At 71.7% G+C, this 22,194-nt stretch carries 18 protein-coding genes; 9 read left to right on the forward strand and 9 right to left on the reverse strand.

Annotation, left to right across the window (positions count from 1 at the left end; translation table 11 throughout):
- Positions 1–70 precede the first annotated feature (70 nt).
- Both ACWCQK_RS00070 and ACWCQK_RS00075 read left to right on the forward strand, forming a co-directional pair.
- On the forward strand, positions 71–709 hold the full coding sequence (locus ACWCQK_RS00070) for an HD domain-containing protein (protein WP_451150108.1): 639 nt from the start codon (positions 71–73) through the stop codon (positions 707–709).
- Positions 710–769: 60 nt separating this feature from the next.
- Entirely contained in the window at positions 770–1,690 is a 921-nt protein-coding gene (locus ACWCQK_RS00075) for an NADP-dependent oxidoreductase (protein ID WP_451150110.1), read from the forward strand.
- A gap of 183 nt (positions 1,691–1,873) precedes the next feature.
- Here the strand turns inward: ACWCQK_RS00075 and ACWCQK_RS00080 are convergent, their stop codons facing one another.
- The 7 genes from ACWCQK_RS00080 to ACWCQK_RS00110 all read right to left on the reverse strand — a co-directional run bounded on the left by ACWCQK_RS00080 (position 1,874) and on the right by ACWCQK_RS00110 (position 9,512).
- The gene (locus ACWCQK_RS00080; RefSeq protein ID WP_451150112.1) at positions 1,874–3,175 is read right to left on the reverse strand and encodes an alpha/beta fold hydrolase; all 1,302 of its coding nucleotides are present in this window, start codon (positions 3,173–3,175) and stop codon (positions 1,874–1,876) included.
- A 97-nt stretch (positions 3,176–3,272) separates the two neighbouring features.
- Positions 3,273–4,304, reverse strand: a complete 1,032-nt coding sequence (locus ACWCQK_RS00085; protein WP_451150114.1) for a LacI family DNA-binding transcriptional regulator — start codon at positions 4,302–4,304, stop codon at positions 3,273–3,275.
- 158 nt (positions 4,305–4,462) lie between these two features.
- Positions 4,463–4,783, reverse strand: a complete 321-nt coding sequence (locus ACWCQK_RS00090; RefSeq protein WP_451150116.1) for an L-rhamnose mutarotase — start codon at positions 4,781–4,783, stop codon at positions 4,463–4,465.
- A 48-nt stretch (positions 4,784–4,831) separates the two neighbouring features.
- Positions 4,832–5,914: a rhamnose ABC transporter substrate-binding protein gene (gene rhaS / locus ACWCQK_RS00095; protein WP_451150118.1), complete on the reverse strand. Its 1,083-nt coding sequence runs from the start codon at positions 5,912–5,914 to the stop codon at positions 4,832–4,834.
- Between the two features lie 58 nt (positions 5,915–5,972).
- On the reverse strand, positions 5,973–6,965 hold the full coding sequence (locus tag ACWCQK_RS00100; protein WP_451150120.1) for an ABC transporter permease: 993 nt from the start codon (positions 6,963–6,965) through the stop codon (positions 5,973–5,975).
- The gene (locus tag ACWCQK_RS00105) at positions 6,958–7,998 is read right to left on the reverse strand and encodes an ABC transporter permease (RefSeq protein WP_451150122.1); all 1,041 of its coding nucleotides are present in this window, start codon (positions 7,996–7,998) and stop codon (positions 6,958–6,960) included. Before ACWCQK_RS00105 ends, ACWCQK_RS00100 begins: the two co-directional genes overlap by 8 nt.
- Positions 7,995–9,512 carry a sugar ABC transporter ATP-binding protein gene (locus ACWCQK_RS00110; protein ID WP_451150124.1) on the reverse strand — a complete coding sequence of 506 codons (1,518 nt, stop codon included), beginning with the start codon at positions 9,510–9,512 and terminating at the stop codon, positions 7,995–7,997. The genes ACWCQK_RS00105 and ACWCQK_RS00110 overlap by 4 nt, the downstream gene beginning before the upstream one ends.
- A gap of 272 nt (positions 9,513–9,784) precedes the next feature.
- Between ACWCQK_RS00110 and rhaI the strand changes: the two genes are divergently transcribed.
- The 7 genes from rhaI to ACWCQK_RS00145 all read left to right on the forward strand — a co-directional run bounded on the left by rhaI (position 9,785) and on the right by ACWCQK_RS00145 (position 18,822).
- The gene (gene rhaI, locus ACWCQK_RS00115; protein WP_451150126.1) at positions 9,785–10,945 is read left to right on the forward strand and encodes an L-rhamnose isomerase; all 1,161 of its coding nucleotides are present in this window, start codon (positions 9,785–9,787) and stop codon (positions 10,943–10,945) included.
- A gap of 117 nt (positions 10,946–11,062) precedes the next feature.
- Positions 11,063–13,102: a bifunctional aldolase/short-chain dehydrogenase gene (locus tag ACWCQK_RS00120; protein WP_451150128.1), complete on the forward strand. Its 2,040-nt coding sequence runs from the start codon at positions 11,063–11,065 to the stop codon at positions 13,100–13,102.
- A gap of 101 nt (positions 13,103–13,203) precedes the next feature.
- Positions 13,204–14,697 (forward strand): rhamnulokinase, encoded by a 1,494-nt coding sequence (locus ACWCQK_RS00125; RefSeq protein ID WP_451151736.1) that lies wholly within the window; start codon positions 13,204–13,206, stop codon positions 14,695–14,697.
- A gap of 73 nt (positions 14,698–14,770) precedes the next feature.
- Complete coding sequence (locus ACWCQK_RS00130; RefSeq protein WP_451150130.1) at positions 14,771–15,526, forward strand: (Fe-S)-binding protein; 756 nt, start codon at positions 14,771–14,773, stop codon at positions 15,524–15,526.
- On the forward strand, positions 15,523–17,001 hold the full coding sequence (locus ACWCQK_RS00135; RefSeq protein WP_451150132.1) for a LutB/LldF family L-lactate oxidation iron-sulfur protein: 1,479 nt from the start codon (positions 15,523–15,525) through the stop codon (positions 16,999–17,001). The genes ACWCQK_RS00130 and ACWCQK_RS00135 overlap by 4 nt, the downstream gene beginning before the upstream one ends.
- Positions 16,998–17,645, forward strand: coding sequence for a LutC/YkgG family protein (locus ACWCQK_RS00140; RefSeq protein WP_451150134.1), 648 nt, complete (start codon positions 16,998–17,000; stop codon positions 17,643–17,645). The genes ACWCQK_RS00135 and ACWCQK_RS00140 overlap by 4 nt, the downstream gene beginning before the upstream one ends.
- 22 nt (positions 17,646–17,667) lie before the next feature.
- A complete protein-coding gene (locus tag ACWCQK_RS00145) occupies positions 17,668–18,822 on the forward strand; it encodes a betaine/proline/choline family ABC transporter ATP-binding protein (protein ID WP_451150136.1) in 1,155 nt (384 codons plus the stop codon).
- A 70-nt stretch (positions 18,823–18,892) separates the two neighbouring features.
- On the opposite strand, the gene ACWCQK_RS00150 is transcribed toward ACWCQK_RS00145, so the two are convergent.
- Both ACWCQK_RS00150 and ACWCQK_RS00155 read right to left on the reverse strand, forming a co-directional pair.
- A complete protein-coding gene (locus ACWCQK_RS00150) occupies positions 18,893–21,031 on the reverse strand; it encodes an MMPL family transporter (RefSeq protein WP_451150138.1) in 2,139 nt (712 codons plus the stop codon).
- 292 nt (positions 21,032–21,323) lie between these two features.
- Entirely contained in the window at positions 21,324–22,166 is an 843-nt protein-coding gene (locus ACWCQK_RS00155) for a DUF4097 family beta strand repeat-containing protein (protein ID WP_451150140.1), read from the reverse strand.
- Positions 22,167–22,194: the final 28 nt, after the last annotated feature.

Genomic DNA, 22,194 nt, shown 5'->3' on the forward strand with positions numbered 1-22,194 from the left:
CGAACGGTCGGCATCGTAGAGAACAGAGGCACCACAGACTCCTCACTGTCTCATCGAAAGCGTGACCATCATGACCGACATCATCGCCGCAGTGGAAATTCCCGAGACCGCAGCGGTGGCGGAGGCCACCCGTTTCCTCCGGGAAACAGTCGGGCCGCTCATCTTCCACCACTCCCGGCGTGTTTTCCTCTTCGGTTCTCTGCACGCGCGCGACCTCGGCCTCCAGCCCGATCCGGAACTGCTCTACATATCCGCGATGTTCCACGACACGGGGCTTTCGACGCCGTTCTCCGACACGGAGCAGCGCTTCGAGGTCGACGGCGCCGACCACGCGCGCAGGTTCCTGCTCGACCGCGGTTTCTCCAAGAGTGCCGCCGACGTCGTCTGGACGGCGATCGCGCTGCACACGACGCCGGGGATTCCCGGCCGGATGGACCCGGTGACGGCCGTCACGAGCTACGGCGTCCTGACCGACGTGGTCGGCTGGGGGCTCGACCGGCTGAAAGGCGACGCGGTGGACGAGATCATTTCCACCCATCCGCGCGGACAATTCAAGGAGGAATTCCTGAAGGCATTCGTCGACGGGCTCAAGAATCGCCCGGACACCACCTACGGGACCATAAACTCGGATGTACTGGAACACTTCATTCCAGGTTTCCGCCGCACCACCATGGTCGAACGTGTCCTTGACGCGCCCTGGCCGAATTGATTCCGAGAACGCGTGGTGACGGCGCTACAGGACCCTTCGGAACCGGACAGAGGACAAGGCATGCGAGCCATCATCGCCCCGGACCGTGACGCAGGGGTCAGCGGGCTGACCCTGACCGACCTGCCCCATCCCCACGCCGCCGAGAACGACGTCATCGTGCGGGTCCATGCCGCGGGATTCACCCGCGGAGAGCTGGACTGGCCCGGCACCTGGTCCGACCGGGCCGGCCGCGACCGCACACCGAGCGTGCCCGGGCACGAGGTCTCGGGCGTCGTGGCGGAGCTCGGCTACGGCACCACCGGCCTCACGGTCGGCCAGCGGGTCTTCGGACTGACCGACTGGGCCCGCGACGGCTCACTGGCCGAGTACGTCGCCGTCGAGGCCCGCAACCTCGCCCCGCTTCCCGCGGACGTCGACCACACGGTGGCGGCCGCCCTGCCGGTCTCCGGGCTCACCGCCTGGCAGGGACTGTTCGACCACGCGCGGATCGACGCCGGGCAGAGCATCCTGATCCACGGCGCCGCGGGGAGCGTCGGCTCGATCGCGGTACAACTCGCGCGGGAGGCGGGGGCCCACGTGATCGGCACCGGCCGGTCCGCCGACCGGGACACCGTCCTCGCCCTGGGCGCGCACGTGTTCCTGGATCTCGCGGCCGGCCGGCTGGAGGACGCCGGCGAGGTCGACGTGGTGTTCGACGTGATCGGCGGTGACATCCTCGACCGCTCGGCCGCGCTCGTGCGTGCCGGCGGCACGCTCGTCACGATCGCCCGGCCGCCCACCGTCCGGCCCGAGGACGGGCGGGCACTGTTCTTCGTCGTGGAACCCGACCGCGCGCGTCTCGCGGACCTGGCACAGCGGCTCCGCGACGGACGGCTCGACGTACGGATCGGCGCGGTCCGCCCGCTGGCCGAGGCACCGGCCGCCTTCACCCCCGAGGGGCGCGCCACGGGCAGGACGATCATCCGGGTCGCCGAGGACTGAGAGCGCCGGCCGCCGCGACGACGGCACGGCGCGGGCAGCAGGCAGCGTGTCCGTGCCGCTCGCGGCCGTCGGCCCGACAGCCGGCCCGCCGACGGACCGACGGGCCGACCCCGGCGCCGGCCCGTTTCGTCCTCAGGTCCCGGCAGGCCCCAGGTCCCGGCAAGCCTCAGGTCCCGGCAGGCCTCAGGCCTCGTCGCGGGTCAGTGCCAGGAGACGGTCCAGGACCCGGGGGCCGCCCGCGCGGACGCCGTCGTGCTCGAACTCGTCCGTGACCCAGGTGCGCAGGCCCCGTACGGCGCGCGCGGTCTCCAGTGACTGGGCCGCGTCGACGTACATGTCGTCGTGGTAGACCGCCGCCGCGACCGGCACCTCGTTGACGGCCAGGCGCGCGGGGTCGTAGAGGGGCTGCCAGTCGGTGCGCGCGGCGAGCAGGTGCGCGGTCTCGCGCAGGGGGCGCAGGGCCGGGTCGCAGTCGAACATCCAGGGGTGGACGGACTCTCCGGTGAACAGCACCGGTCCGTCGCCCGCCAGCGTCTTCGCCGCGTCGAACTGGGGGAACTCCGCGCGGACGCGTTCGGCCGACCAGTCGGTGGGGCGGCCGTCCTGGCCGTAGATGGCCTCGTGGACGAGGGCGTAGAGCGGGTGTCCGGCGTAGGACAGCAGGCTCTGGGCCTCCTCCTGGAAGGCGTCGGAGAGTTCGCGGCCGCCCGGGGTGCGCACGAAGGCGTCCTCCAGGAGGAAGTGCAGCCGGTGGCTGCCGTCGGCGCCGCCGAGGAGGATGCCCAGCGACTGGAAGGCCTCCGCGGTCAGGCGGTAGCCGTTGGGCAGGACCACCTCGTGCTGGAGGAGGTGGTCGGCGATGCGGCGGGCGCGTTCGACGTCCTGCGGGTAGCGGGCGTAGTGCGCGGCGGTCTTGCGCTCGATGCGCGGGTAGGCGGCCCGGTAGACGTCGTCGGCGTGGGCGTGCAGGGAGGGCAGGCCGCCGGTCAGCACGGCCGCGGCCAGGCCCTCGGGGGCCGAGGACAGATACGTCACCGTGCAGAAGCCGCCGAAGCTCTGGCCGAGGACGGTCCAGGGGTCGCCGCCGGTGACCTGCGGGCGGATCGCCTCGCAGTCCCGGACGATGGAGTCGGCGCGGAAGCGGGCGAGGTAGTCGGCCTGCTCGGCGGGGCCACCGCGCAGGGGCAGCGTCTGGCGGTTGGCGGGCGTGGAGTGGCCGGTGCCGCGCTGGTCCAGGAGGAGGACGCGGTACTCCTTCAGAGCGCGGCCGAGCCAGGCCTGCCTGCCGACGAACCGGTTGGCGCCGAAGCCGGGTCCGCCCTGGAGGTAGACCAGCCACGGCAGGTCCTGGCGTGACGTGTCGCTCGCGACGACCTCCCGACCGTACAGCCGGATCGTTTCTCCAGCCGGGTCGTCGTGGTCGAGAGGCACGGTGAACCGGCGGTCGGTGAGGACGACACCGGGCTGGCGGTAGCTGACGGTCAACAGAGCTCCCCGTACGGACGGACTGGGCCGTCCCAGTTCAGCACACCCGCCGCGGTCGGACCCGACCGGGGATCATGAACAGCTACTGAACGGCCGCTCAGCGCCCGGGCAGGCTGGAGCGGCGGACGACGAGTTCGGGCTGGAGCACCACGCGCCGGTGCTCGTGCGGCTCGCGCCCGTCCTCGGCGTCCGTCTCCGTCTCCTCCAGCAGCAGTTCGGCGGCGAGCGCGCCCAGCGTGACGGCGGGCTGCCGTACGGAGGTGAGCGGGACGGCCGCGGCGGCCGCGAACTCGATGTCGTCGTAGCCGACGATGGCGAGCTCGTCGGGGACGGTGACGCCGGCCGCGTACATGGCCTGGAGCACACCGAGGGCCAGCAGGTCGTTGGCGCAGAAGACGGCGGTCGGCCGGTCGGCGAGGCCGAGCAGCCGGGCGCCCGCGTCGCGCCCGGCGGCGACGTCGAGCCGTTCGGTGGGCAGTTCGCGCAGCGCGTCGGGGCCGAGGCCCGCCTCGGCGAGCGCGTTCAGGGCGCCGGTGCGGCGGTCGCGGACCTGGTTCAGGCCGGGCGGCCCGCTGACGTAGGCGAGGGAGCGGTGCCCGGCGTCGACGAGATGGCGCACGGCCAGCGCGCCGCCCGCCACGTCGTCCACGGAGACCGAGCACTCGGTGGTGCCCTCCGCCACCCGGTCGACGAGGACGAAGGGGATGCCGTGCCGGCGGAAGCCCTCGATGTTGCGTCCGGTGGCGTCGGCCGGGGTGAGCAGCACGCCGCGCACCCGCTGTTCGGCGAAGAGCGACAGGTACTCGGCCTCCTCGCCCGGGTTCTGCGCGCTGTTGCAGACCATCACGCCCAGGCCCGCCTGACGCGCGGCCCGCTCGGCACCGCGTGCGACGTCCACGAAGAAGGGGTTGCCCATGTCGAGGACGAGCAGCCCCATGATCCGGCTGCGGCCCGCGCGCAGCTGGCGCGCGGACTCGCTGCGGACGTAGCCGAGCCGGTCGATCGCGGACAGCACCCGGGCCCGGGTCTCGCCGGCGACCGTGTCCGGACGGTTGATGACGTTGGAGACCGTGCCGACGGAGACTCCGGCGGCGCGGGCGACGTCCTTGATACCCACCGACTGGACCATCGGGCGGGGACCTCCAGGGGGAACGAGGAGCGGCGGGAAAGCCTTCACATTACCGTCATGACCGGCACGAACGTCCTTCGGTCGAACGGGCGGCACGACGTCTTCTCCTACGGAACCACGGGTCGGGAGACGGGGAGTGCCGCTCCGGGAACCGCGGGTCAGGCGAGGTGGAAGACCTCCGTCAGGGGTCTCATCGCCTCGTCGGGTGCGGCGCCGTCCAGCGACTCGAAGAACGGCGCCATCTCCGCCTGCCAACGGGCGTTGACCTCGGTGGCCTCCATGCCGGCGCGGGCGGCGTCGAAGTCCTCGGTCTCCAGGTAGCCGACGAGCAGGCCGTCCTCGCGCAGGAAGAGCGAGTAGTTGCGCCAGCCGGTGGCGGAGAGCGCGTCGAGCATCTCCGGCCACACGGCGGCGTGCCGTTCGCGGTACGCGTCGAGGCGGTCGGCCCGGACCTTCAGCAGGAAGCACACGCGCCGCATCGACGGCCCTTCGGTGTCGGGGTGTCCGGGTTCGGGACGGCCGGCGGATCAGAAGTCGAACTGGTCGATGTTCTTCGCGTCGAACACGGTCGGCTTGCCCAGGCTGATCACGCCGTCCGCGCCGATCGTGTACGAGCCCATGGCGCCGGCCGTGAAGGTCTCACCCTCCTTGCCGGTGATCTGCCCGGAGGCCAGCGCCACGGCGGTGCGCGCGGCGAGCTCGCCCAGCTTCGCCGGGTCCCACAGCTCGAAGCCCTCGACGGTGCCGTTCTTGACGTACTTGCGCATGTCGTTGGGGGTGCCCAGGCCGGTCAGCTTGACCTTGCCCTTGTACTTGGAGCCGGAGAGGTACTGGGCGGCCGCCTTGATGCCGACGGTGGTCGGGGAGATGATCCCCTTCAGGTTCGGGAACTCCTGGAGCAGGCCCTGGGTCTGCTGGAAGGACTGCTGGGCGTCGTCGTTGCCGTAGGCGACCTTGACCAGCTTCATGTCCTTGTACTTGGGATCCTTCAGCTCCTCCTTCATGAAGTCGATCCAGGTGTTCTGGTTCGTCGCGGTCTGCGCGGCCGACAGGATCGCGATCTCGCCCTTGTAGCCGACCTGTTCGGCGAGCAGTTGCACCTCGGTGCGGCCGAGGTCCTCCGCACTGGCCTGGGAGACGAAGGCGTTGCGGCAGTCGGCCTTGGTGTCGGAGTCGTAGGTGACGACCTTGATGCCGTTCTTCATGGCCTGCTTGAGCGCGGTGCACAGGGCGCCGGGGTCCTGCGCGGAGACGGCCATCGCGTCGACCTGCTGCTGGGTGAGGGTGTTGACGTAGGAGACCTGGCCGGCCGTGTCGGTGGCGCTGGACGGGCCGACCTCCTTGTAGCTGGAGCCCAGTTCCTTCAGTGCCGCCTCGCCGCCCTTGTCGGAGGAGGTGAAGTAGGGGTTGTTGACCTGCTTGGGCAGGAAGCCGACGGTCAGGCCCTTCTTGGTGGCCGCGTTCGGGTCGGCCGTACCGCCGGTGGCGGCCGAGCCGCTGTCACTGGCGACGTCCTTCTTGGTGGTGCCGCCGCACGCGGTGACGGCCAGGGCGAGGGAGGTGACGGCGGCGAGGGCCGCACAGGTACGGCGGATCGACGACTTGCGCATGGCGACAGTCCTTTACGAGGGTCGGCGAAGCGGGTTGCGGAGCGATCGTGGGCGGGGGCTACGGCGCCGGGGTGGAGGCGGCCCGGCGGCCGGCCCGCGCCGTGGAGATCTGCCGTGCGACCCGGGGGCCGAGCACGGAGACGACGAGCAGGACGCCGGTGACGACGATCTGCGACTGGGCGGAGACGTTCAGCAGGCTCATCACGTTCTGGAGGGCGCCGAGCAGGAAGACGCCCGCGACCGCGCCGCCGAGCGTGCCCCGGCCGCCGTCGAAGTCGATGCCGCCGAGCAGGACGGCCGCGACGACGGACAGTTCGAGGCCGGTGGCGTTGTCGTAGCGGGCGCTGGCGTAGTGCAGTGCCCAGAAGACGCCGGTGAGGGAGGCCATCAGGCCGGTCACCGTGAACAGGATCAGCTTCTGCCGTCTGACCCGGACGCCGGCGAACCGGGCGGCCTCCGCGCTGGCGCCGATCGCGAACAGCGAGCGTCCGAACGGGGTGGCGTGCAGGGCCACGACCGCGATCACGAGCAGCACCAGGAAGAGCGGGAAGGCCCGCGGGAGGAAGCTGTCCCCCATGCGTCCGGCCGCGAAGTCCAGGTACGGGGTGGGGAAGTCGGTGACCGCGTCGGAGCCGAGCACGATCTGCGCGATGCCCCGGTAGGCGGCGAGGGTGCCGATGGTGACGGCGAGCGAGGGCAGCCCGAGCCGGGTCACCAGCAGGCCGTTGACCAGTCCGCACACCACGCCGAGCAGCAGACACAGCGGGATGATCGTCTCGATGGTCATGCCCTGGTTCCACAGGGCGCCCATCACGGCGCCGGACAGGCCGGCCGTGGATGCCACCGAGAGGTCGATCTCCCCGGCCACCACGAGCAGGGTCATGGGCAGGGCGACCAGCGCGATCGGCAGGGTGTTGCCGATGAGGAACGACAGGTTGAGGGCGTTGCCGAAGCCGTCGACGAAGCCGAAGGAGAACAGCAGGACCACGATGAGCAGGGCGCCGACGACCGTGTCCCAGCGGACGGCGCGCGCGAGAGCGGAGTCAGCCATGGCGGGCGTTCCTCTTCTTCAGTGCCTGGGCCACGCGCACCGCGACGATCCGGTCGACCGCGATGGCGAGCAGGAGCAGGATGCCGTTGATGGCGAGCACCCAGACGGAGCTGACACCGAGGGCGGGCAGCACGCTGTTGACGGACGTGAGCAGCAGGGCGCCGAGCGCGGCGCCGTAGACGCTGCCGGAGCCGCCGGTGAAGACGACACCGCCGACCACGACCGCGCTGACGACGGTGAGTTCGTAGCCGTTGCCGGTGCCGGAGTCGACGTTGCCGAACCGGGCCAGGTACATCGCGCCCGCGAGGCCGGCCAGGCCGCCGCAGAAGGTGTAGGCGGCCAGGATCCGCTTGCGGACCGGGATGCCGGCCAGGCGCGCGGCCTCGGGGTTGGAGCCGAGCGCGTACAGTTCGCGCCCGCTGCCGAAGTGCTTGAGGTAGTACGCCGTGGCCACCAGGACGACGAGCGCGATCATCGCGAGCCACGGCACCGCCGAGAGGCCGCCCGCGCCGAAGTCGACGAATCCCCCGGGCAGGTCGGCCGCGGTGATCTGCCGGGAGCCGACCCAGATGGAGTCGACGCCTCGGATGATGTACAGCGTGCCGAGGGTGACGACGAGCGCGGGCACCTGGCCGAGGCTGACGAGCAGTCCGTTGAGCAGTCCGAAGCCGATGCCCAGCAGGACCGCGAGGGCGACCGCCACGACCGGGTTTCCGCCGCCCTGGAGGTAGAGGCCGGCGGCGAAGGCGCTGATGCCGAGGGTCGAGCCGACCGAGAGGTCGACGTTGCGGGTGATGACCACCAGCGACTGGCCGGTGGCGACCAGCACGAGGATGGTCGCGTTCAACAGCAGGTCCTTGATGCCCTGTTCGGACAGGAACTCGCTGTTGCCCAGCTGGGTGACGACGATCATCACCAGGAAGACACCCAGGATGGCGAGTTCGCGCATCCGGAAGACGCGGTCGACCAGCCGGGTGCCGCTGGATTTGGACGCCTCGCCGGCGGGGGCGGGGCTGGGAGCGGTCACGGTCATGCGGCGGCCCTCCCCGTGGCTGCGGCCATCACGGACTCCTCAGTGGCGTCGGCGCGGGGGATCTCGGCCGTGAGCCGGCCCTCGTGCATGACGAGCACGCGGTCGGCCATGCCGAGGATCTCGGGCAGGTCGGAGGAGATCATCAGGACGGCCACCCCGTCGGCGGCCAGCTGGGACAGCAGCCGGTGGACCTCGGCCTTGGTGCCGACGTCGATGCCTCGGGTCGGCTCGTCGACGATGAGCACCTTCGGACCGGTGGCCAGCCACTTGGCCAGGACGACCTTCTGCTGGTTGCCGCCGGAGAGGGTGGCGACGGTGTCGGCGATCCGGGCGTACTTCACCTGGAGCCGCACCGCCCAGTCGAGGGACCTGCTGCGTTCGGCGCCCCGGTCCATCAGTCCGGCCTGCACGGTGGCGCGCAGTCCGGTCAGGCCGATGTTGCGCTCGATGGACATGTCCATCACCAGGCCCTGGGCGCGCCGGTCCTCGGGGACCAGGGCGAGCCCGGCGGACATGGCGGCGGACGGGGCACCGTTGGTGAGCCTGCGCCCGCCGACCTCGACCTCGCCGGCGTCCCAGCGGTCGATGCCGAACACCGACCGCGCGACCTCCGTGCGGCCGGCCCCGACCAGCCCGGCCAGTCCGACGATCTCGCCGCACCGCACCTCGAAGGAGACGTCGGTGAAGACGCCCTCGCGGGTCAGCCGGCGCACGCTCAGCGCGACGTCGCCGGGCGCCACGTCCTGCTTGGGGTACAACTCGTCGAGGTCCCGCCCGACCATCCGGCGCACGAGGTCGTCCTCGGTCATGCCGTCCAGCGGTTCACTGGCGATCAGGGCGCCGTCACGCAGGGTGGTGACCCGGCGGCAGATCCGGAAGATCTCCTCCAGCCGGTGCGAGATGAACAGGACGGCGGCACCCTGGTCGCGCAGGGTGCGCACGACGCCGAAGAGGCGGGCCACCTCGCTGCCGGTGAGGGCCGCGGTCGGCTCGTCCATGATCATGACCCGGGCGTCGAAGGAGAGCGCCTTGGCGATCTCGACGATCTGCTGGTCGGCGATGGACAGGCCGCGGGCCGGGCGGTCGGGGTCGAGGTCGACGCCCAGGCGCTTCATCAGGGCGGCGGTCGCCGCGTGGGTGGCCCGGTGGTCGATCCGGCCGAGGGTCCGGCGCGGCTGACGGCCCATGAAGATGTTCTCGGCGATCGACAGGTCGGGGAAGAGCGTGGGCTCCTGGTAGATCACGGCGATACCGGCGTCCCGCGCGTCGCCGGGGCCGTGGAAGACGACGGGCTCACCGTCGAGCAGCACCTGCCCGGCATCCGGCCGGTGGACCCCGGCGAGTGTCTTGATGAGGGTCGACTTGCCCGCGCCGTTCTCCCCGGCGAGGGCGTGCACCTCGCCGGGGAACAGCTCCAGGGAGACGTCCCGCAGGGCGCGTACGGCGCCGAAGGACTTGGCGATGTCCTTCAGCGCCAGCACCGGGGCCGGACCCGTGTCGGACGGGTGGGTCATTGGGGGCTCCTCGACGACGCCGGCGGGATGACCCTCACCGCGTCGTGAAAGGTTTCAACTGGGTTGCCGGGACGTTAGACACGTACGGCATGTCACGTCAATGGGTTCGTAGCGAAAAACTTTCGATACTCCTTCGATAGTCAAAGGTCACGTCCGAGCCCTGAAGAAGCGTCCGTGCGGGAGGGGTTGACACCCGTTCGGAGGGCTCATAGTTTCGGCTTCTGAATCGTTTCATTCAACGCCTTCTCTTCCGACGTCGCAGGAGCCCTGAAGTGACCGATCTCGCCGCGGTGAAGGCCGCGCTCAAGTCCCAGGCCGTCGAGACACCGTCGTGGGCATACGGGAACTCAGGGACCCGCTTCAAGGTGTTCGCCCAGCAGGGCGTACCGCGCGATCCGCGCGAGAAACTGGACGACGCGGCCCGGGTGCACGCGTTCACCGGCGTCGCCCCGAGCGTGGCGCTGCACATCCCCTGGGACCGGGTCGACGACTACGCCGCCCTCGCCGAGCACGCGCGGGACCGCGGGGTGCGGCTGGGCACGATCAACTCCAACACCTTCCAGGACGACGACTACCGGCTGGGCAGCATCTGCCATCCGGAGGCGGCGGTCCGCCGCAAGGCCGTCGACCATCTGCTGGAGTGCGTCGACATCATGGACGCCACCGGGTCGCGGGACCTGAAGCTGTGGTTCGCCGACGGCACGAACTACCCCGGGCAGGACGACGTACGCGGGCGGCAGGACCGGCTGGCCGAGGGGCTCGCCGAGGTGTACGAACGGCTCGGCGACGGGCAGCGGATGCTGCTGGAGTACAAGCTCTTCGAGCCCGCCTTCTACACGACCGACGTCCCGGACTGGGGCACGGCGTACGCCCACTGCCTCAAACTCGGCCCGAAAGCCCAGGTCGTGGTGGACACGGGCCATCACGCACCGGGCACCAACATCGAGTTCATCGTCGCCACCCTGCTGCGGGAGGAGAAGCTCGGCGGCTTCGACTTCAACTCGCGTTTCTACGCGGACGACGACCTGATGGCCGGCGCCGCCGACCCCTTCCAGCTGTTCCGGATCATGTACGAGGTGGTGCGCGGCGGCGGGCTCGCCGCCGGCATCGCCTTCATGCTCGACCAGTGCCACAACATCGAGGCGAAGATCCCGGCGATCATCCGGTCCGTGATGAACGTGCAGGAGGCCACGGCGAAGGCGCTGCTGGTCGACCGGGAGGCGCTGACCACGGCGCAGCGGGCCGGGGACGTGCTCGGGGCGAACGCGGTGGTCATGGACGCGTACAACACCGATGTCCGGCCGCTGCTCGCCGAGGTGCGGCGGGAGATGGGCCTGGACGCGGATCCGATCGGGGCGTACGCCCGGTCCGGCTGGGCGGAGCGGATCGTCGCGGAGCGGGTCGGAGGGGAGCAGGCCGGCTGGGGGGCGTGAACGTCCGCCCAGTCGTGTCCTTCACGGACCGCGGGCCGGCTGTGTCCGGTCACGCGGGCCCCCCGCGCCCCTCGCGGCGCGCCCCACTCACGTACGTCCTAGCAGTCAGGAACATCCATGGCACCCCACCCCGAAGCCGACGCGCTCCTCGCCCGGTCCCACCGACTCGGCGCCGACCCGCGCAACACCAACTACGCCGGCGGAAACACCTCCGCCAAGGGGAACGGCACCGATCCCGTCACCGGTGGTGACGTCGAACTGATGTGGGTCAAGGGGTCCGGCGGCGACCTCGGCACGCTCAGCGAGGCCGGACTCGCCGTCCTGCGCCTGGACCGGCTGCGCGCCCTCACCGACGTCTACCCCGGTGTCGAACGCGAGGACGAGATGGTCGCCGCGTTCGACTACTGCCTGCACGGCAAGGGCGGCGCGGCGCCTTCCATCGACACCGCGATGCACGCACTGGTCGACGCGGCCCACGTCGACCATCTGCACCCCGACTCCGGGATCGCGCTGGCGTGCGCCGCGGACGGGGAGAAGCTCACCGCCGAGTGCTTCGGCGACACGGTGGTGTGGGTGCCGTGGCGGCGGCCCGGCTTCCAGCTCGGGCTGGACATCGCCGCGGTCAAGGCGGCCCACCCACGCGCCGTCGGCTGCGTCCTCGGCGGCCACGGCATCACCGCGTGGGGCGACACGTCCGAGGAGTGCGAACGCAACGCGCTGCACATCATCCGCACCGCCGAGACGTTCCTCGCCGAGCGCGGCCGGCCGCGGCCCTTCGGCCCGGTGATCGAGGGGTACGAGGCGCTGCCCGAGGACGAGCGGCGGGAGCGGGCCGCCGCCCTGGCCCCGCACGTGCGTGCCCTCGCCTCCCAGGACCGGCCGCAGGTCGGGCACTTCGACGCCTGCGACACCGTCCTGGACTTCCTCGCCCGCGCCGAGCACCCGCGGCTGGCCGCGCTCGGCACCTCCTGCCCGGACCACTTCCTGCGGACCAAGGTGCGCCCGCTGGTCCTCGACCTGCCGCCGACCGCCCCGCTCGACGAGGTGATCGCGCGGCTGGCGGAACTGCACGCCGAGTACCGCGAGGAGTACGCCGCCTACTACCGGCGGCACGCCCTGCCGGACTCTCCCGCGATGCGCGGCGCCGACCCGGCGATCGTGCTCGTGCCGGGCGTCGGCATGTTCTCCTTCGGCAAGGACAAGCAGACCGCCCGGGTGGCCGGCGCGTTCTATCTCAACGCGATCAATGTGATGCGCGGCGCCGAGGCCGTGTCGTCGTACGCGCCGATCGAGGAGTCGGAGAAGTTCCGCATCGAGTACTGGGCCCTGGAGGAGGCCAAGCTGCGGCGGATGCCCCCGCCGCGGCCGCTCGCGACGCGGGTGGCGTTCGTGACCGGCGCCGGCAGCGGGATCGGCAGGGCCGTCGCGCACCGGCTGGTCGCCGAGGGCGCCTGTGTCGTGGTCGCCGACGTCGACGCCGGGAAGGCGGCCGCGGTGGCCGAGGAACTCGGCGGCGCGGACAGGGCGGTGGCGGTGACGGTCGACGTCACCTCGGAGGAACAGATCGCGGACGCCCTCAGGACGGCCGTGCTGGCCTTCGGCGGGGTCGACCTCGTGGTCAACAACGCCGGTATCTCCCTCTCCAAGCCGCTGCTGGAGACGTCCGCGAGGGACTGGGACCTCCAGCACGACATCATGGCCCGCGGCTCCTTCCTGGTCGCGCGCGAGGCGGCCCGGGTGATGATCGCCCAGAAGCTCGGCGGCGACATCGTCTACATCGTCTCCAAGAACGCCGTCTTCGCCGGCCCGAACAACATCGCCTACTCCGCGACCAAGGCCGACCAGGCCCACCAGGTGCGGCTGCTGGCCGCCGAACTGGGCGAGCACGGCATCCGCGTCAACGGCGTCAACCCGGACGGGGTCGTGCGCGGCTCCGGGATCTTCGCGGGCGGCTGGGGCGCCCAGCGGGCGGCCGTGTACGGCGTACGGGAGGAGAAGCTGGGCGAGTTCTACGCGCAGCGGACCATCCTCAAGCGGGAGGTGCTCCCCGAGCATGTCGCGAACGCCGTGTTCGCGCTCACCGGCGGCGACCTGACCCACACCACCGGACTGCACGTCCCCGTCGACGCGGGTGTGGCGGCCGCGTTCCTGCGATGAGCACCGCCGCGACGAACACCTCCGTCACGGGCGCCCCCGCGCTGAGCGCCCCCGCCACGAACACCTCCGTCACGAACGCCTCCGCGCTGAGCACCTCCGCCATGCACACCTCCGTCACGAGCGCTTCCGCGCCCTCGCCCGCCGTGCGGTCGTACGCCGCGGTCGACCTCGGCGCGTCCAGCGGGCGCGTCATGGTCGGCCGGGTGGGCCCGGACTCCCTGGAACTGGCCGAGGCACACCGCTTCCCCAACCGGCCCGTGCGGGTGGCGGAGGGGCTGCGCTGGGACGTCCTCGGGCTGTACGCGGGGGTGCTGGACGGGCTGCGGGCGGCCGGCGCGCACTGCGGTGGGCGGCTCGACTCCGTCGGCATCGACAGCTGGGCCGTGGACTACGGCCTGCTGGACGCGGACGGCGCCCTGCTCGGCAACCCCGTCCACTACCGCGACACCCGCACCGAGGGCGTCGCGGAGAAGGTGTGGGCGAGCGTGCCACCCGCGGAGCTGTACGCGGCGACCGGCCTGCAGTACGCCCCCTTCAACACGCTGTACCAGCTGGCGGCGGCCCGGGCCTCGGCCCAGTTCGCCGCGGCGAGAAGGCTGTTGCTCATCCCGGACCTGCTGGCGTACTGGCTCACCGGCGAGCAGGGCACCGAGCTGACCAACGCCTCGACCACCCAGCTCGTCGATCCCCGGACCCGGACGTGGTCGTACGACGTCGCGGCCCGGCTCGGCGTCGACCTGGGCCTGTTCGCGCCGCTTCGGCAACCCGGTGACCCGGCGGGCGTGCTGCGGCCGGAGGTGCTGGAGGAGACCGGGCTGAGCGGCCCGGTTCCGGTCACGGCGGTCGGTTCGCACGACACGGCGTCGGCGGTGGCCGCGGTGCCCGCCACCGGCGAGCGGTTCGCGTACATCTGCACCGGCACCTGGTCGCTGGCCGGTCTCGAACTCGACGCGCCGGTCCTGACCGAGGCGAGCCGGGCCGCCAACTTCACCAACGAACTGGGCCTGGACGGCACGGTCCGCTACCTGCGCAACATCATGGGGCTGTGGCTGCTCCAGGAGTGCCTGCGGGCCTGGGGCGCCCCGGACCTGGACGAGCTGCTGCGCGAGGCGGCCGGGGTGCCGGCGCTGCGCTTCGTGGTGGACGCGGGCGACGCGGCGTTCCTGGCACCCGGGCGGATGCCGGAGCGGATCGCGGCGGCCTGCCGGGACGCCGGCCGGCCGGTACCGGCGAGCCGGGCCGAGATCACGCGCTGCATCCTCGACTCGCTCGCCCTCGCCCACCGCCGGGCCGTCGAGGACGCCCGGGACCTGGCCGACCACCCGGTCGACGTGGTGCACATCGTCGGCGGCGGCGCCCGCAACGCCCTGCTCTGCCAGGCGACCGCCGACGCCTGCGGGCTGCCGGTCGTGGTCGGCCCCACGGAGGCCGCCGCGCTCGGCAACGTACTCGTGCAGGCCCGCGGGCACGGACTCGTCGGCGACCTCGCCGACATGCGGCGCCTGCTGGTCCGTACCCAGCCGCTGACCCGGTACGAACCGCGGGGCGACCCGGCGCGGTGGCGGGAGGCGGCGGCCCGCCTCGGCACACCGTGAGCCGGGCTCTGCCCCCGGGCCGTACTCCGCCACTAGGCTTGACTCATCCGATGACCGATGACGGGGAGCCGCGATGCGAGTCGCTCTGTTCCTGACCTGTGTCAACGACACGCTCTACCCGGACACCGGTCGCGCGGTGGTGAAACTCCTGACCAGGCTGGGCGTCGACGTCGACTTCCCGATGGCCCAGACGTGCTGCGGGCAGGCCCACTACAACACCGGGTACCGCCACCAGGCCGAGCCGCTCGCCCGGCATTTCTCCGATGTCTTCGGGGAGTACGAGGCGATCGTGACCCCGTCGGGGTCGTGCGCGGCGATGGTGCGGGAGCTGTATCCGCGCCTGGGCGAACGGGCCACGGCCGAGGGGCGCGGCGACACCCTCGCCGCCACGCTGGCGCCGGTGGTGCCGAAGACGTACGAGCTGACGGAGTTCCTGGTGGACGTGCTGGGGGTGACGGACGTCGGGGCGTACTACCCGCACACGGTGACCTACCACCCGACCTGTCACGGGCTGCGGAGCCTCGGGCTGGGCGACCGTCCGCGGCGGTTGCTCCAGGCCGTCGGGGGGCTGGAGCTCGTCGCGCTGCCGGGCGCCGACGAGTGCTGCGGGTTCGGCGGCACCTTCGCGCTCAAGAACCCCGACGTCTCGGCGGCGATGGGCGCGGACAAGGTGCGCAACGCCGAGTCGACGGGCGCCGAGGTGCTGTGCGCGGCGGACAACTCCTGTCTGATGCACATCGGCGGGACCATGACCCGGCTCGGCACCGGGATGCGGCCGGTGCACATCGCGGAGATCCTGGCGAGCACGAAGGAGGACCCGGCGGCATGAGCGGGACGTTCATGGGGATGCCGGCCTTCCCCCAGGCCGCGCGCGCGGCGGTCGGCGACCGGACCCTGCGCGCCAATCTGCGGCACGCCACCCACACCATCCGCGCCAAGCGGGCCAAGGCCGTGGCCGAGGTGTCCGACTGGGCGGAGCTGCGCGAGGCGGGCCGGCGGATCAAGGACCACACGCTGCGTCATCTCGACCGGTATCTGCTCCGGTTGGAGGAGACGGTGACCGCGGCGGGCGGTGTCGTCCACTGGGCCGCCGACGCCGACGAGGCCAACCGGATCGTGGCCGGCCTGGTCAAGGAGACCGGCGAGTCGGAGGTCGTCAAGGTCAAGTCGATGGCCACGCAGGAGATCGGCCTCAACGAGGCCCTGGAGGCGGAGGGCATCCGCGCCTACGAGACCGATCTCGCCGAGCTCATCGTGCAGCTCGGCGACGACCGGCCCTCGCACATCCTCGTCCCCGCCATCCACCGCAACCGGGGGGAGATCCGGGAGATCTTCGCCCGCGAGATGGGCGCGTGGGGACGGCCCGCCCCCGAGGGCCTGACCGACACGCCCGCCGAACTCGCCGAGGCGGCCCGGCTGCACCTGCGGGAGAAGTTCCTGCGCGCCAAGGTCGGGATCTCCGGAGCCAACTTCATGGTCGCCGAGACCGGCACCCTCGTGGTCGTGGAGTCGGAGGGCAACGGACGGATGTGCCTGACCCTGCCGGAGACCCTGATCTCGGTGGTCGGCATCGAGAAGATCGTGCCGACCTGGCGGGACCTGGAGGTCTTCCTCCAGACGCTGCCCCGCTCCTCCACGGCCGAGCGCATGAATCCCTACACCTCGATGTGGACCGGCACCACGGACGGCGACGGTCCGCGCGCCTTCCACCTGGTGCTGCTGGACAACGGCCGCACCGACACCCTCGCCGACGAGGTCGGCCGCCAGGCCCTGCGCTGCATCCGCTGCTCCGCGTGCCTGAACGTCTGCCCGGTGTACGAGCGGGCGGGCGGCCATGCCTACGGCTCGGTCTACCCGGGGCCGATCGGCGCCATTCTCAGTCCCCAACTCCGGGGCACCGCGAGCGAGATCGACGCCTCGCTGCCGTACGCGTCGTCACTGTGCGGTGCCTGCTACGACGTCTGCCCGGTGGCCATCGACATCCCGGAGGTGCTGGTGCACCTGCGCGAACGGGTGGTCGAGGGCGGCCAGGTGACGCGGGCGGGCAACAAGGTCGTACTGAAGCCCGCGAAGGGGCACGCGGCCGAGCGGGCCGCCATGCGGGCGGCGCGCTGGGCGTTCGGCCGCCCGGCTGTCCTGCGGACAGGACAGCGGCTCGCGTCGCGCACCCGCCGGCTGCATCCGCGGACGCTGCCGGGCCCCGGCAGGGCCTGGAGCGCGACCCGCGACCTCCCGCCGGTGCCGGCGGAGCCGTTCCGGGACTGGTGGCAGCGCACGGACGGCGGAAAGGACGGAGCCGCGTGAGCGACAGGGAACGGATCCTGGGCCGGGTGCGGCGCGCGCTCGCGGACGTGCCACGGGACGATCCGCCGTACGAGCGTGCGGTCGAGCGGGACTACCTGCGCGAGCACGGCGGCCTGGGCGTCGAGGCGACGGTGGACCTGCTGGCGGAGAACCTGGCGGACTACCGGGCGCTCGTGCACCGCTGCGCGGCGGACGACCTGGCCGCGCTGATCGGGCGGCTGCTCGCCGAGCGCGGCTCCCGCCAGGTGCTCGTGCCCCCGGGACTCCCGCCGCAGTGGCTGTCGGCGGCCGGTTCCACCCGGGTCGCCGACCGTGCGGTGAGCACGCCGCGGGAGCTGGACGCGGTGGAGAGCGTGGTGACCGGCTGCGCCGTCGCCGTCGCCGAGACCGGGACGATCGTCCTCGACGGCGGACCGGAGCAGGGCCGCCGCCGGATCACCCTGATCCCGGACCACCACATCTGCGTCGTCCGGGTGCCCGGCCAGGTCGTGGCGTCGGTCCCGCAGGCACTCGAACGCCTCGCTCCGGACCGCCCGCTGACCTGGATCTCCGGCCCGTCCGCCACCAGCGACATCGAACTGGACCGGGTGGAGGGCGTGCACGGCCCGCGCACCCTGGAGGTGGTGCTGGTGAGCGGGCGGTGACGGGCCCGGCTAGCGTGAGGGGATGATCCGGTTCGATCAGGTCACCAAACGCTATCCGGACGGGACGACAGCCGTGGACGACCTCTCGTTCGAGGTGTCCGAGGGTGAACTCGTCACGCTCGTGGGACCGTCCGGCTGCGGCAAGACGACGACCATGATGATGGTGAACCGGCTGATCGAACCGACGTCGGGCCGGATCTTCGTCGACGGTGAGGACATCGCCGGGGTGGACCCGGTGCGGCTGCGTCGCCGGATCGGCTACGTCATCCAGCAGGTGGGCCTCTTCCCGCACCGCACGGTGCTCGACAACACGGCCACCGTGCCGACGCTGGTGGGCTGGAAGCGGGGCAAGGCGCGGGCGCGGGCGGCCGAACTGCTGGCGCTGGTGGGCCTGGATCCGAAGACGTACGGCCCGCGCTATCCGCACCAGCTGTCGGGCGGTCAGCGTCAGCGGGTGGGCGTGGCGCGGGCACTGGCCGCGGACCCGCCGGTGCTGCTGATGGACGAGCCGTTCGGCGCGGTCGACCCGGTGGTGCGCGAACAGTTGCAGGACGAGTTCCTGCGGATGCAGGACACCGTGCGCAAGACGGTGCTGCTGGTCACGCACGACATCGAGGAGGCGGTGCGGCTCGGCGACCGCATCGCCGTGTACGGGCAGGGGCGCGTCGAGCAGTTCGACACGCCGGGCGCGGTGCTCGGCACGCCGGCCACCCCGTACGTCGCCGAGTTCGTGGGCGCCGACCGGGGGCTGAAGCGGCTTTCGGTGACCGAGATCCAGCCGGACGACCTCCAGCAACCACCGGTCGTCCGCCCCGACGAGCCGGCCGAGCGGGCGGCGGAGCGACTGCGCGCGCAGGGCACCCGCTGGGCCGTGGTCCTGGACGCGCGGGGCGACCTGCACGGCTGGGTCGGCATCGACGACCTCGGGGCCGGCGGCTCGGTCGGCGACCACGCCCACCGGATGAGCGCGTGGGTGCCGGTGGGCGCGCCGCTGAAACAGGCCTTCGGTGTGATGCTCCAGCACGACGCGGGCTGGGTCGCGGTCCTGGACGGCGCCCGTCTCCTGGGCGTCCTGACCCCGGCGAAGCTGCACGAGGCGCTGCGCCGCTCGGTGGACGCGGACGCGCGGGGCGTGCCGCGGGGAGAGGTGACGTTCGACTCGGTCGCCGACGCGTAGGAGCGCCGCGGGGACGCGGGACACGAAGGGGCCGGGTGCGCGACGCGCACCCGGCCCCCCGCCGTACCGGTCAGACCAGTTCGCGGGCTTCCTCACGGCCCGGGACGGACGGCTCCACCGTGGTCCGGTCGCCGTGGCCGGGCCACCAGGCCGCGCGGCCGATCAGCGCGGTCAGGCTCGGCGTGAAGAACATCGCCATGACGAACGCCGCGACGACGATGCCGAAGGAGACGGCGAAGCCCATCTCGCTCAGGAGCGAGTTGCCCGCGAGCATCATCGTGGCGAAGGTCGCGGCCAGGATGAACCCGGCGGCGGCCACGGTCGGGCCCGCGTGCCGCAGGGCCTCGCCCGCCGCCTCGCGTGGCTCGCGGCCCTCGCGGGCCTCCTCGCGCAGTCGGGCGATCATCAGGATGTTGTAGTCGGTGCCGATGGCGATCACGAAGAGATACATGATCACCGGCAGCAGGAACATCAGGCCGGAGTGCCCCTCTCCCTTCTGGAAGATCAGCACCGTGGCGCCGAGGGTGGCGCCGAAGCCGAGGCCGACCGAGGCCATCAGGTACCAGGGGGCGACCACGCTGCGCAGCAGCAGGCCCAGGATGATCATGATGAGTACCGCGGCGACCGGGAAGACCGTCTTGTAGTCGTGTTCGACGGCGGTGTTGATGTCCTTGTAGATCGCGGAGGTACCGCCGACCACCGCCTTGGTGCCGGGCGGCGTGTCCGCGTGGGCGGTGTCCCTCACCTTGCCGACCGCGCTGATGGCCTCGTCCTTGGCCGCGTCGTACTTGAGGGTGACGGCGATGTTCGCCGTCTCACCGTCCTTGCTGAGCGCGGCCAGCCGGGAGTCGGCGACGCCCTCGACCCCCTTGAGCTTGGCCACGAACGCGGGCAGCGCGGCCTCGTCGAGGGGCTTGCCGTCGCTGCTCGTGACGTAGACCTGGGTCGGGTCGGCGGCACCGGCCGAGTACGCCGCCTGCATCCGGGTCTGGACGACCATCGACTCCTTGGTCTTGGGCATGGAGCCCGCGGCCAGGTCGAAGGTGGCCTTGAAACCGAGCGCGCCCAGCGCCAGCGCGACCATCAGCACCCCGGACACCGCGGCGACCAGCGCGGGGCGCCGCCGCACCAGGTGGCCGAGCGCCGCGAACCGGGCGTTCTCCGGTTCCATCTGCCAGGACTTCGAGGGCCAGAAGACCTTCGGACCGATCAGCGAGACCACCGCCGGGATCAGCGTGAGGCCCGCGACCAGGGTGGCGGCGACCGCGATGGCCAGCGCCGGTCCCATCTGCCTCAGGAAGCCGAGGGAGGACAGGACGAGGGCAAGGAACGCGATGATGACGGCGCCGGCGGCGGAGGCGATGGCCTCGCCGACCCGGGCGACCGCGTTGATCATCGCTTCCTTGGGCTCGTCCCCGGCCCGCAGCCGTTCCCGGTAGCGGAACATCAGGAACAGGAAGTAGTCCGTGCCGACGCCGAACAGCACCACGATCAGCATCGCCGAGATCGAGCTGTTGGCCTCGAGGCCGAAGAGCTTGGTCGCGTGGGCGATCAGCCCGTTGGCGATCACGGAGACCAGGCCGATCAGCACCAGCGGCAGCACCGCCAGGATCGGCGCCCGGAAGATGATCAGCAGGGTGACCAGGATGATCACGAAGGTGCCGATCCCGACCAGCGCGTTACCGCGCTCGGAGGATTCCTGCTGGTCCAGGGCCTGCGCGGCGGAGCCGCCGACCTTCACGTCCAGCCGCGTACCGGCGGACAGTTCCTTGGCCTCCGCGCGCAGCGTCTTCGCCGCGTCGGCCTGCTTGGGCTGGCCGGCGTTCTTGCTGTCCATCTGGACCAGCGCCAGATCGTACTTGCCGTCCTTCGACGGAGTTCCGGGGACGACCTTCTGCACCTCGTCGATGTGCTTGGCGCCCAGTCCGTCGGTGACGCGCTGGACGTCCTTCAGGTCCTCGGACGTCAGCTTCTGGCCGTCGGTGCGGCCGTAGAGCACGATCGCGGACGGGGTGAAGGCACTGGGGAACGCCTTCGACTGGACTTCCAGGGCCTGGATGGACTCGTAGCTTTTGGGGAGGAAGCTGCTCTGGTCGCTGTTGGAGGGAAGGCCGGGTGCGGTGGCGACGATCGCGACGGCGGCTATGACCCACGCCACGATCGTCCAGATCGGATGCCGGACGACTGCACGTCCTATGCCGTGAAACATGCGGTGTTGTCTCTCTTCGCGGGGGGCTGGCGGGGAGAAGTGGTGCGGCCGGGTGCCGGATCAGGGTGAGCGGAAGGCCCAGCCTGCGTCGAGCCCTCCACCGTGGCGCGTGTACGAGATGACCCGAGATCGGGAAGGAGGCTCTCGGCGCTGGTGGTGTTGTTGATCGGCGAGCGCGACCCAACGTAGCCGATCAGAAACGCTACCGGCGCGTCAATTAAGCGTGGTCGCTTGGCTGTTGTCGGTCCGGACACCGGAGAAGAAGCAGGTCGCGCGAGGTCTCGGCCGGTACTCAGTCGCGGGCGCGGCGCACGTCGATGTTGCCCCAGCGGGTGCGGGCGCGGACCTCGACGGTGTCCTCCGTCCGCTGCGGGGGTTCGGCGTCGGCGAGTGCGTTACGTACCTGCCCGCGCCCGGAGCTGACGTCGAGCCAGGCGGCGGTGCCCTCGCGGACACCGACCTCGATGGAGCCGTAGGAGGTCTCCAACTGGACGATTCCGCGGACGACTTCACCCACCCGCAGGGCGCCATGGGCGGTGGTGGCGGCCACCGAGTCCTCGGCGCGCGCGATGTCGATGTCACCGTTGGCACCGCTCACCCGTACCTCGCCGGTCACGGCGCCGACGGTCGTGGCGCCGTGCGAGTTCTTCAGGACGGCGGAGCCGTCGACGGTGCCGACCCGCAGGCTGCCGGAGCTGGTGGTGATCTCGGCCGTGCCCACGACCCGGTCGACGGTGATCGAGCCGTGGGAGGCGGTCAGGTTCAACGGCCCGGTCGTGTCCAGGCGGACGTCGCCGGACGAGGTCTTCACGCGGACCTCGCCGAGCCGGCCCTCGCCGAGCACCTGGACCCAGGAGCCGGTGATGTCGACGCGCGAGCCCGTGGGCAGGTCGACCGTGATGTCGACGGCTCCGCTGGGCCCGACGAGGTGGCGCTGCTTCGTCCTGACGGCCAGGACACCACCGGCGTACGTCACCTCGGTCTGCTCGGCGGCCCGCACGTCCTTGTCCCGGTCGGGGTCGCGGGGCCGCACCTCGACCGACGTGTCGAGGCGGTCGCCCGCGGTGAACTGGATGGAACCGGCGTCCACGTGGGCGGTGGCCGAAATGGGTTCCGGGGTGTCGAAAGAAGGCATGGTTGTCCCGTCCTCATGGGTACTGGGG

It is taken from the genome of Streptomyces sp. NPDC002306 (assembly GCF_053593435.1).

Excerpts from the sequence above, each read along its gene's own strand:
- ACWCQK_RS00130 (WP_451150130.1), top strand. The coding sequence starts at position 14,771 with ATGCGAGTCGCTCTGTTCCTGACCTGTGTCAACGACACGCTCTACCCG.
- ACWCQK_RS00100 (WP_451150120.1), bottom strand. The coding sequence starts at position 6,965 with ATGGCTGACTCCGCTCTCGCGCGCGCCGTCCGCTGGGACACGGTCGTC.
- rhaS (WP_451150118.1), bottom strand. The coding sequence starts at position 5,914 with ATGCGCAAGTCGTCGATCCGCCGTACCTGTGCGGCCCTCGCCGCCGTC.
- ACWCQK_RS00105 (WP_451150122.1), bottom strand. The coding sequence starts at position 7,998 with ATGACCGTGACCGCTCCCAGCCCCGCCCCCGCCGGCGAGGCGTCCAAA.
- ACWCQK_RS00135 (WP_451150132.1), top strand. The coding sequence starts at position 15,523 with ATGAGCGGGACGTTCATGGGGATGCCGGCCTTCCCCCAGGCCGCGCGC.
- ACWCQK_RS00125 (WP_451151736.1), top strand. The coding sequence starts at position 13,204 with ATGCACACCTCCGTCACGAGCGCTTCCGCGCCCTCGCCCGCCGTGCGG.
- ACWCQK_RS00085 (WP_451150114.1), bottom strand. The coding sequence starts at position 4,304 with ATGGTCCAGTCGGTGGGTATCAAGGACGTCGCCCGCGCCGCCGGAGTC.
- ACWCQK_RS00070 (WP_451150108.1), top strand. The coding sequence starts at position 71 with ATGACCGACATCATCGCCGCAGTGGAAATTCCCGAGACCGCAGCGGTG.
- ACWCQK_RS00075 (WP_451150110.1), top strand. The coding sequence starts at position 770 with ATGCGAGCCATCATCGCCCCGGACCGTGACGCAGGGGTCAGCGGGCTG.
- ACWCQK_RS00110 (WP_451150124.1), bottom strand. The coding sequence starts at position 9,512 with ATGACCCACCCGTCCGACACGGGTCCGGCCCCGGTGCTGGCGCTGAAG.
- ACWCQK_RS00150 (WP_451150138.1), bottom strand. The coding sequence starts at position 21,031 with ATGTTTCACGGCATAGGACGTGCAGTCGTCCGGCATCCGATCTGGACG.
- ACWCQK_RS00145 (WP_451150136.1), top strand. The coding sequence starts at position 17,668 with ATGATCCGGTTCGATCAGGTCACCAAACGCTATCCGGACGGGACGACA.
- ACWCQK_RS00120 (WP_451150128.1), top strand. The coding sequence starts at position 11,063 with ATGGCACCCCACCCCGAAGCCGACGCGCTCCTCGCCCGGTCCCACCGA.
- ACWCQK_RS00155 (WP_451150140.1), bottom strand. The coding sequence starts at position 22,166 with ATGCCTTCTTTCGACACCCCGGAACCCATTTCGGCCACCGCCCACGTG.
- ACWCQK_RS00090 (WP_451150116.1), bottom strand. The coding sequence starts at position 4,783 with ATGCGGCGCGTGTGCTTCCTGCTGAAGGTCCGGGCCGACCGCCTCGAC.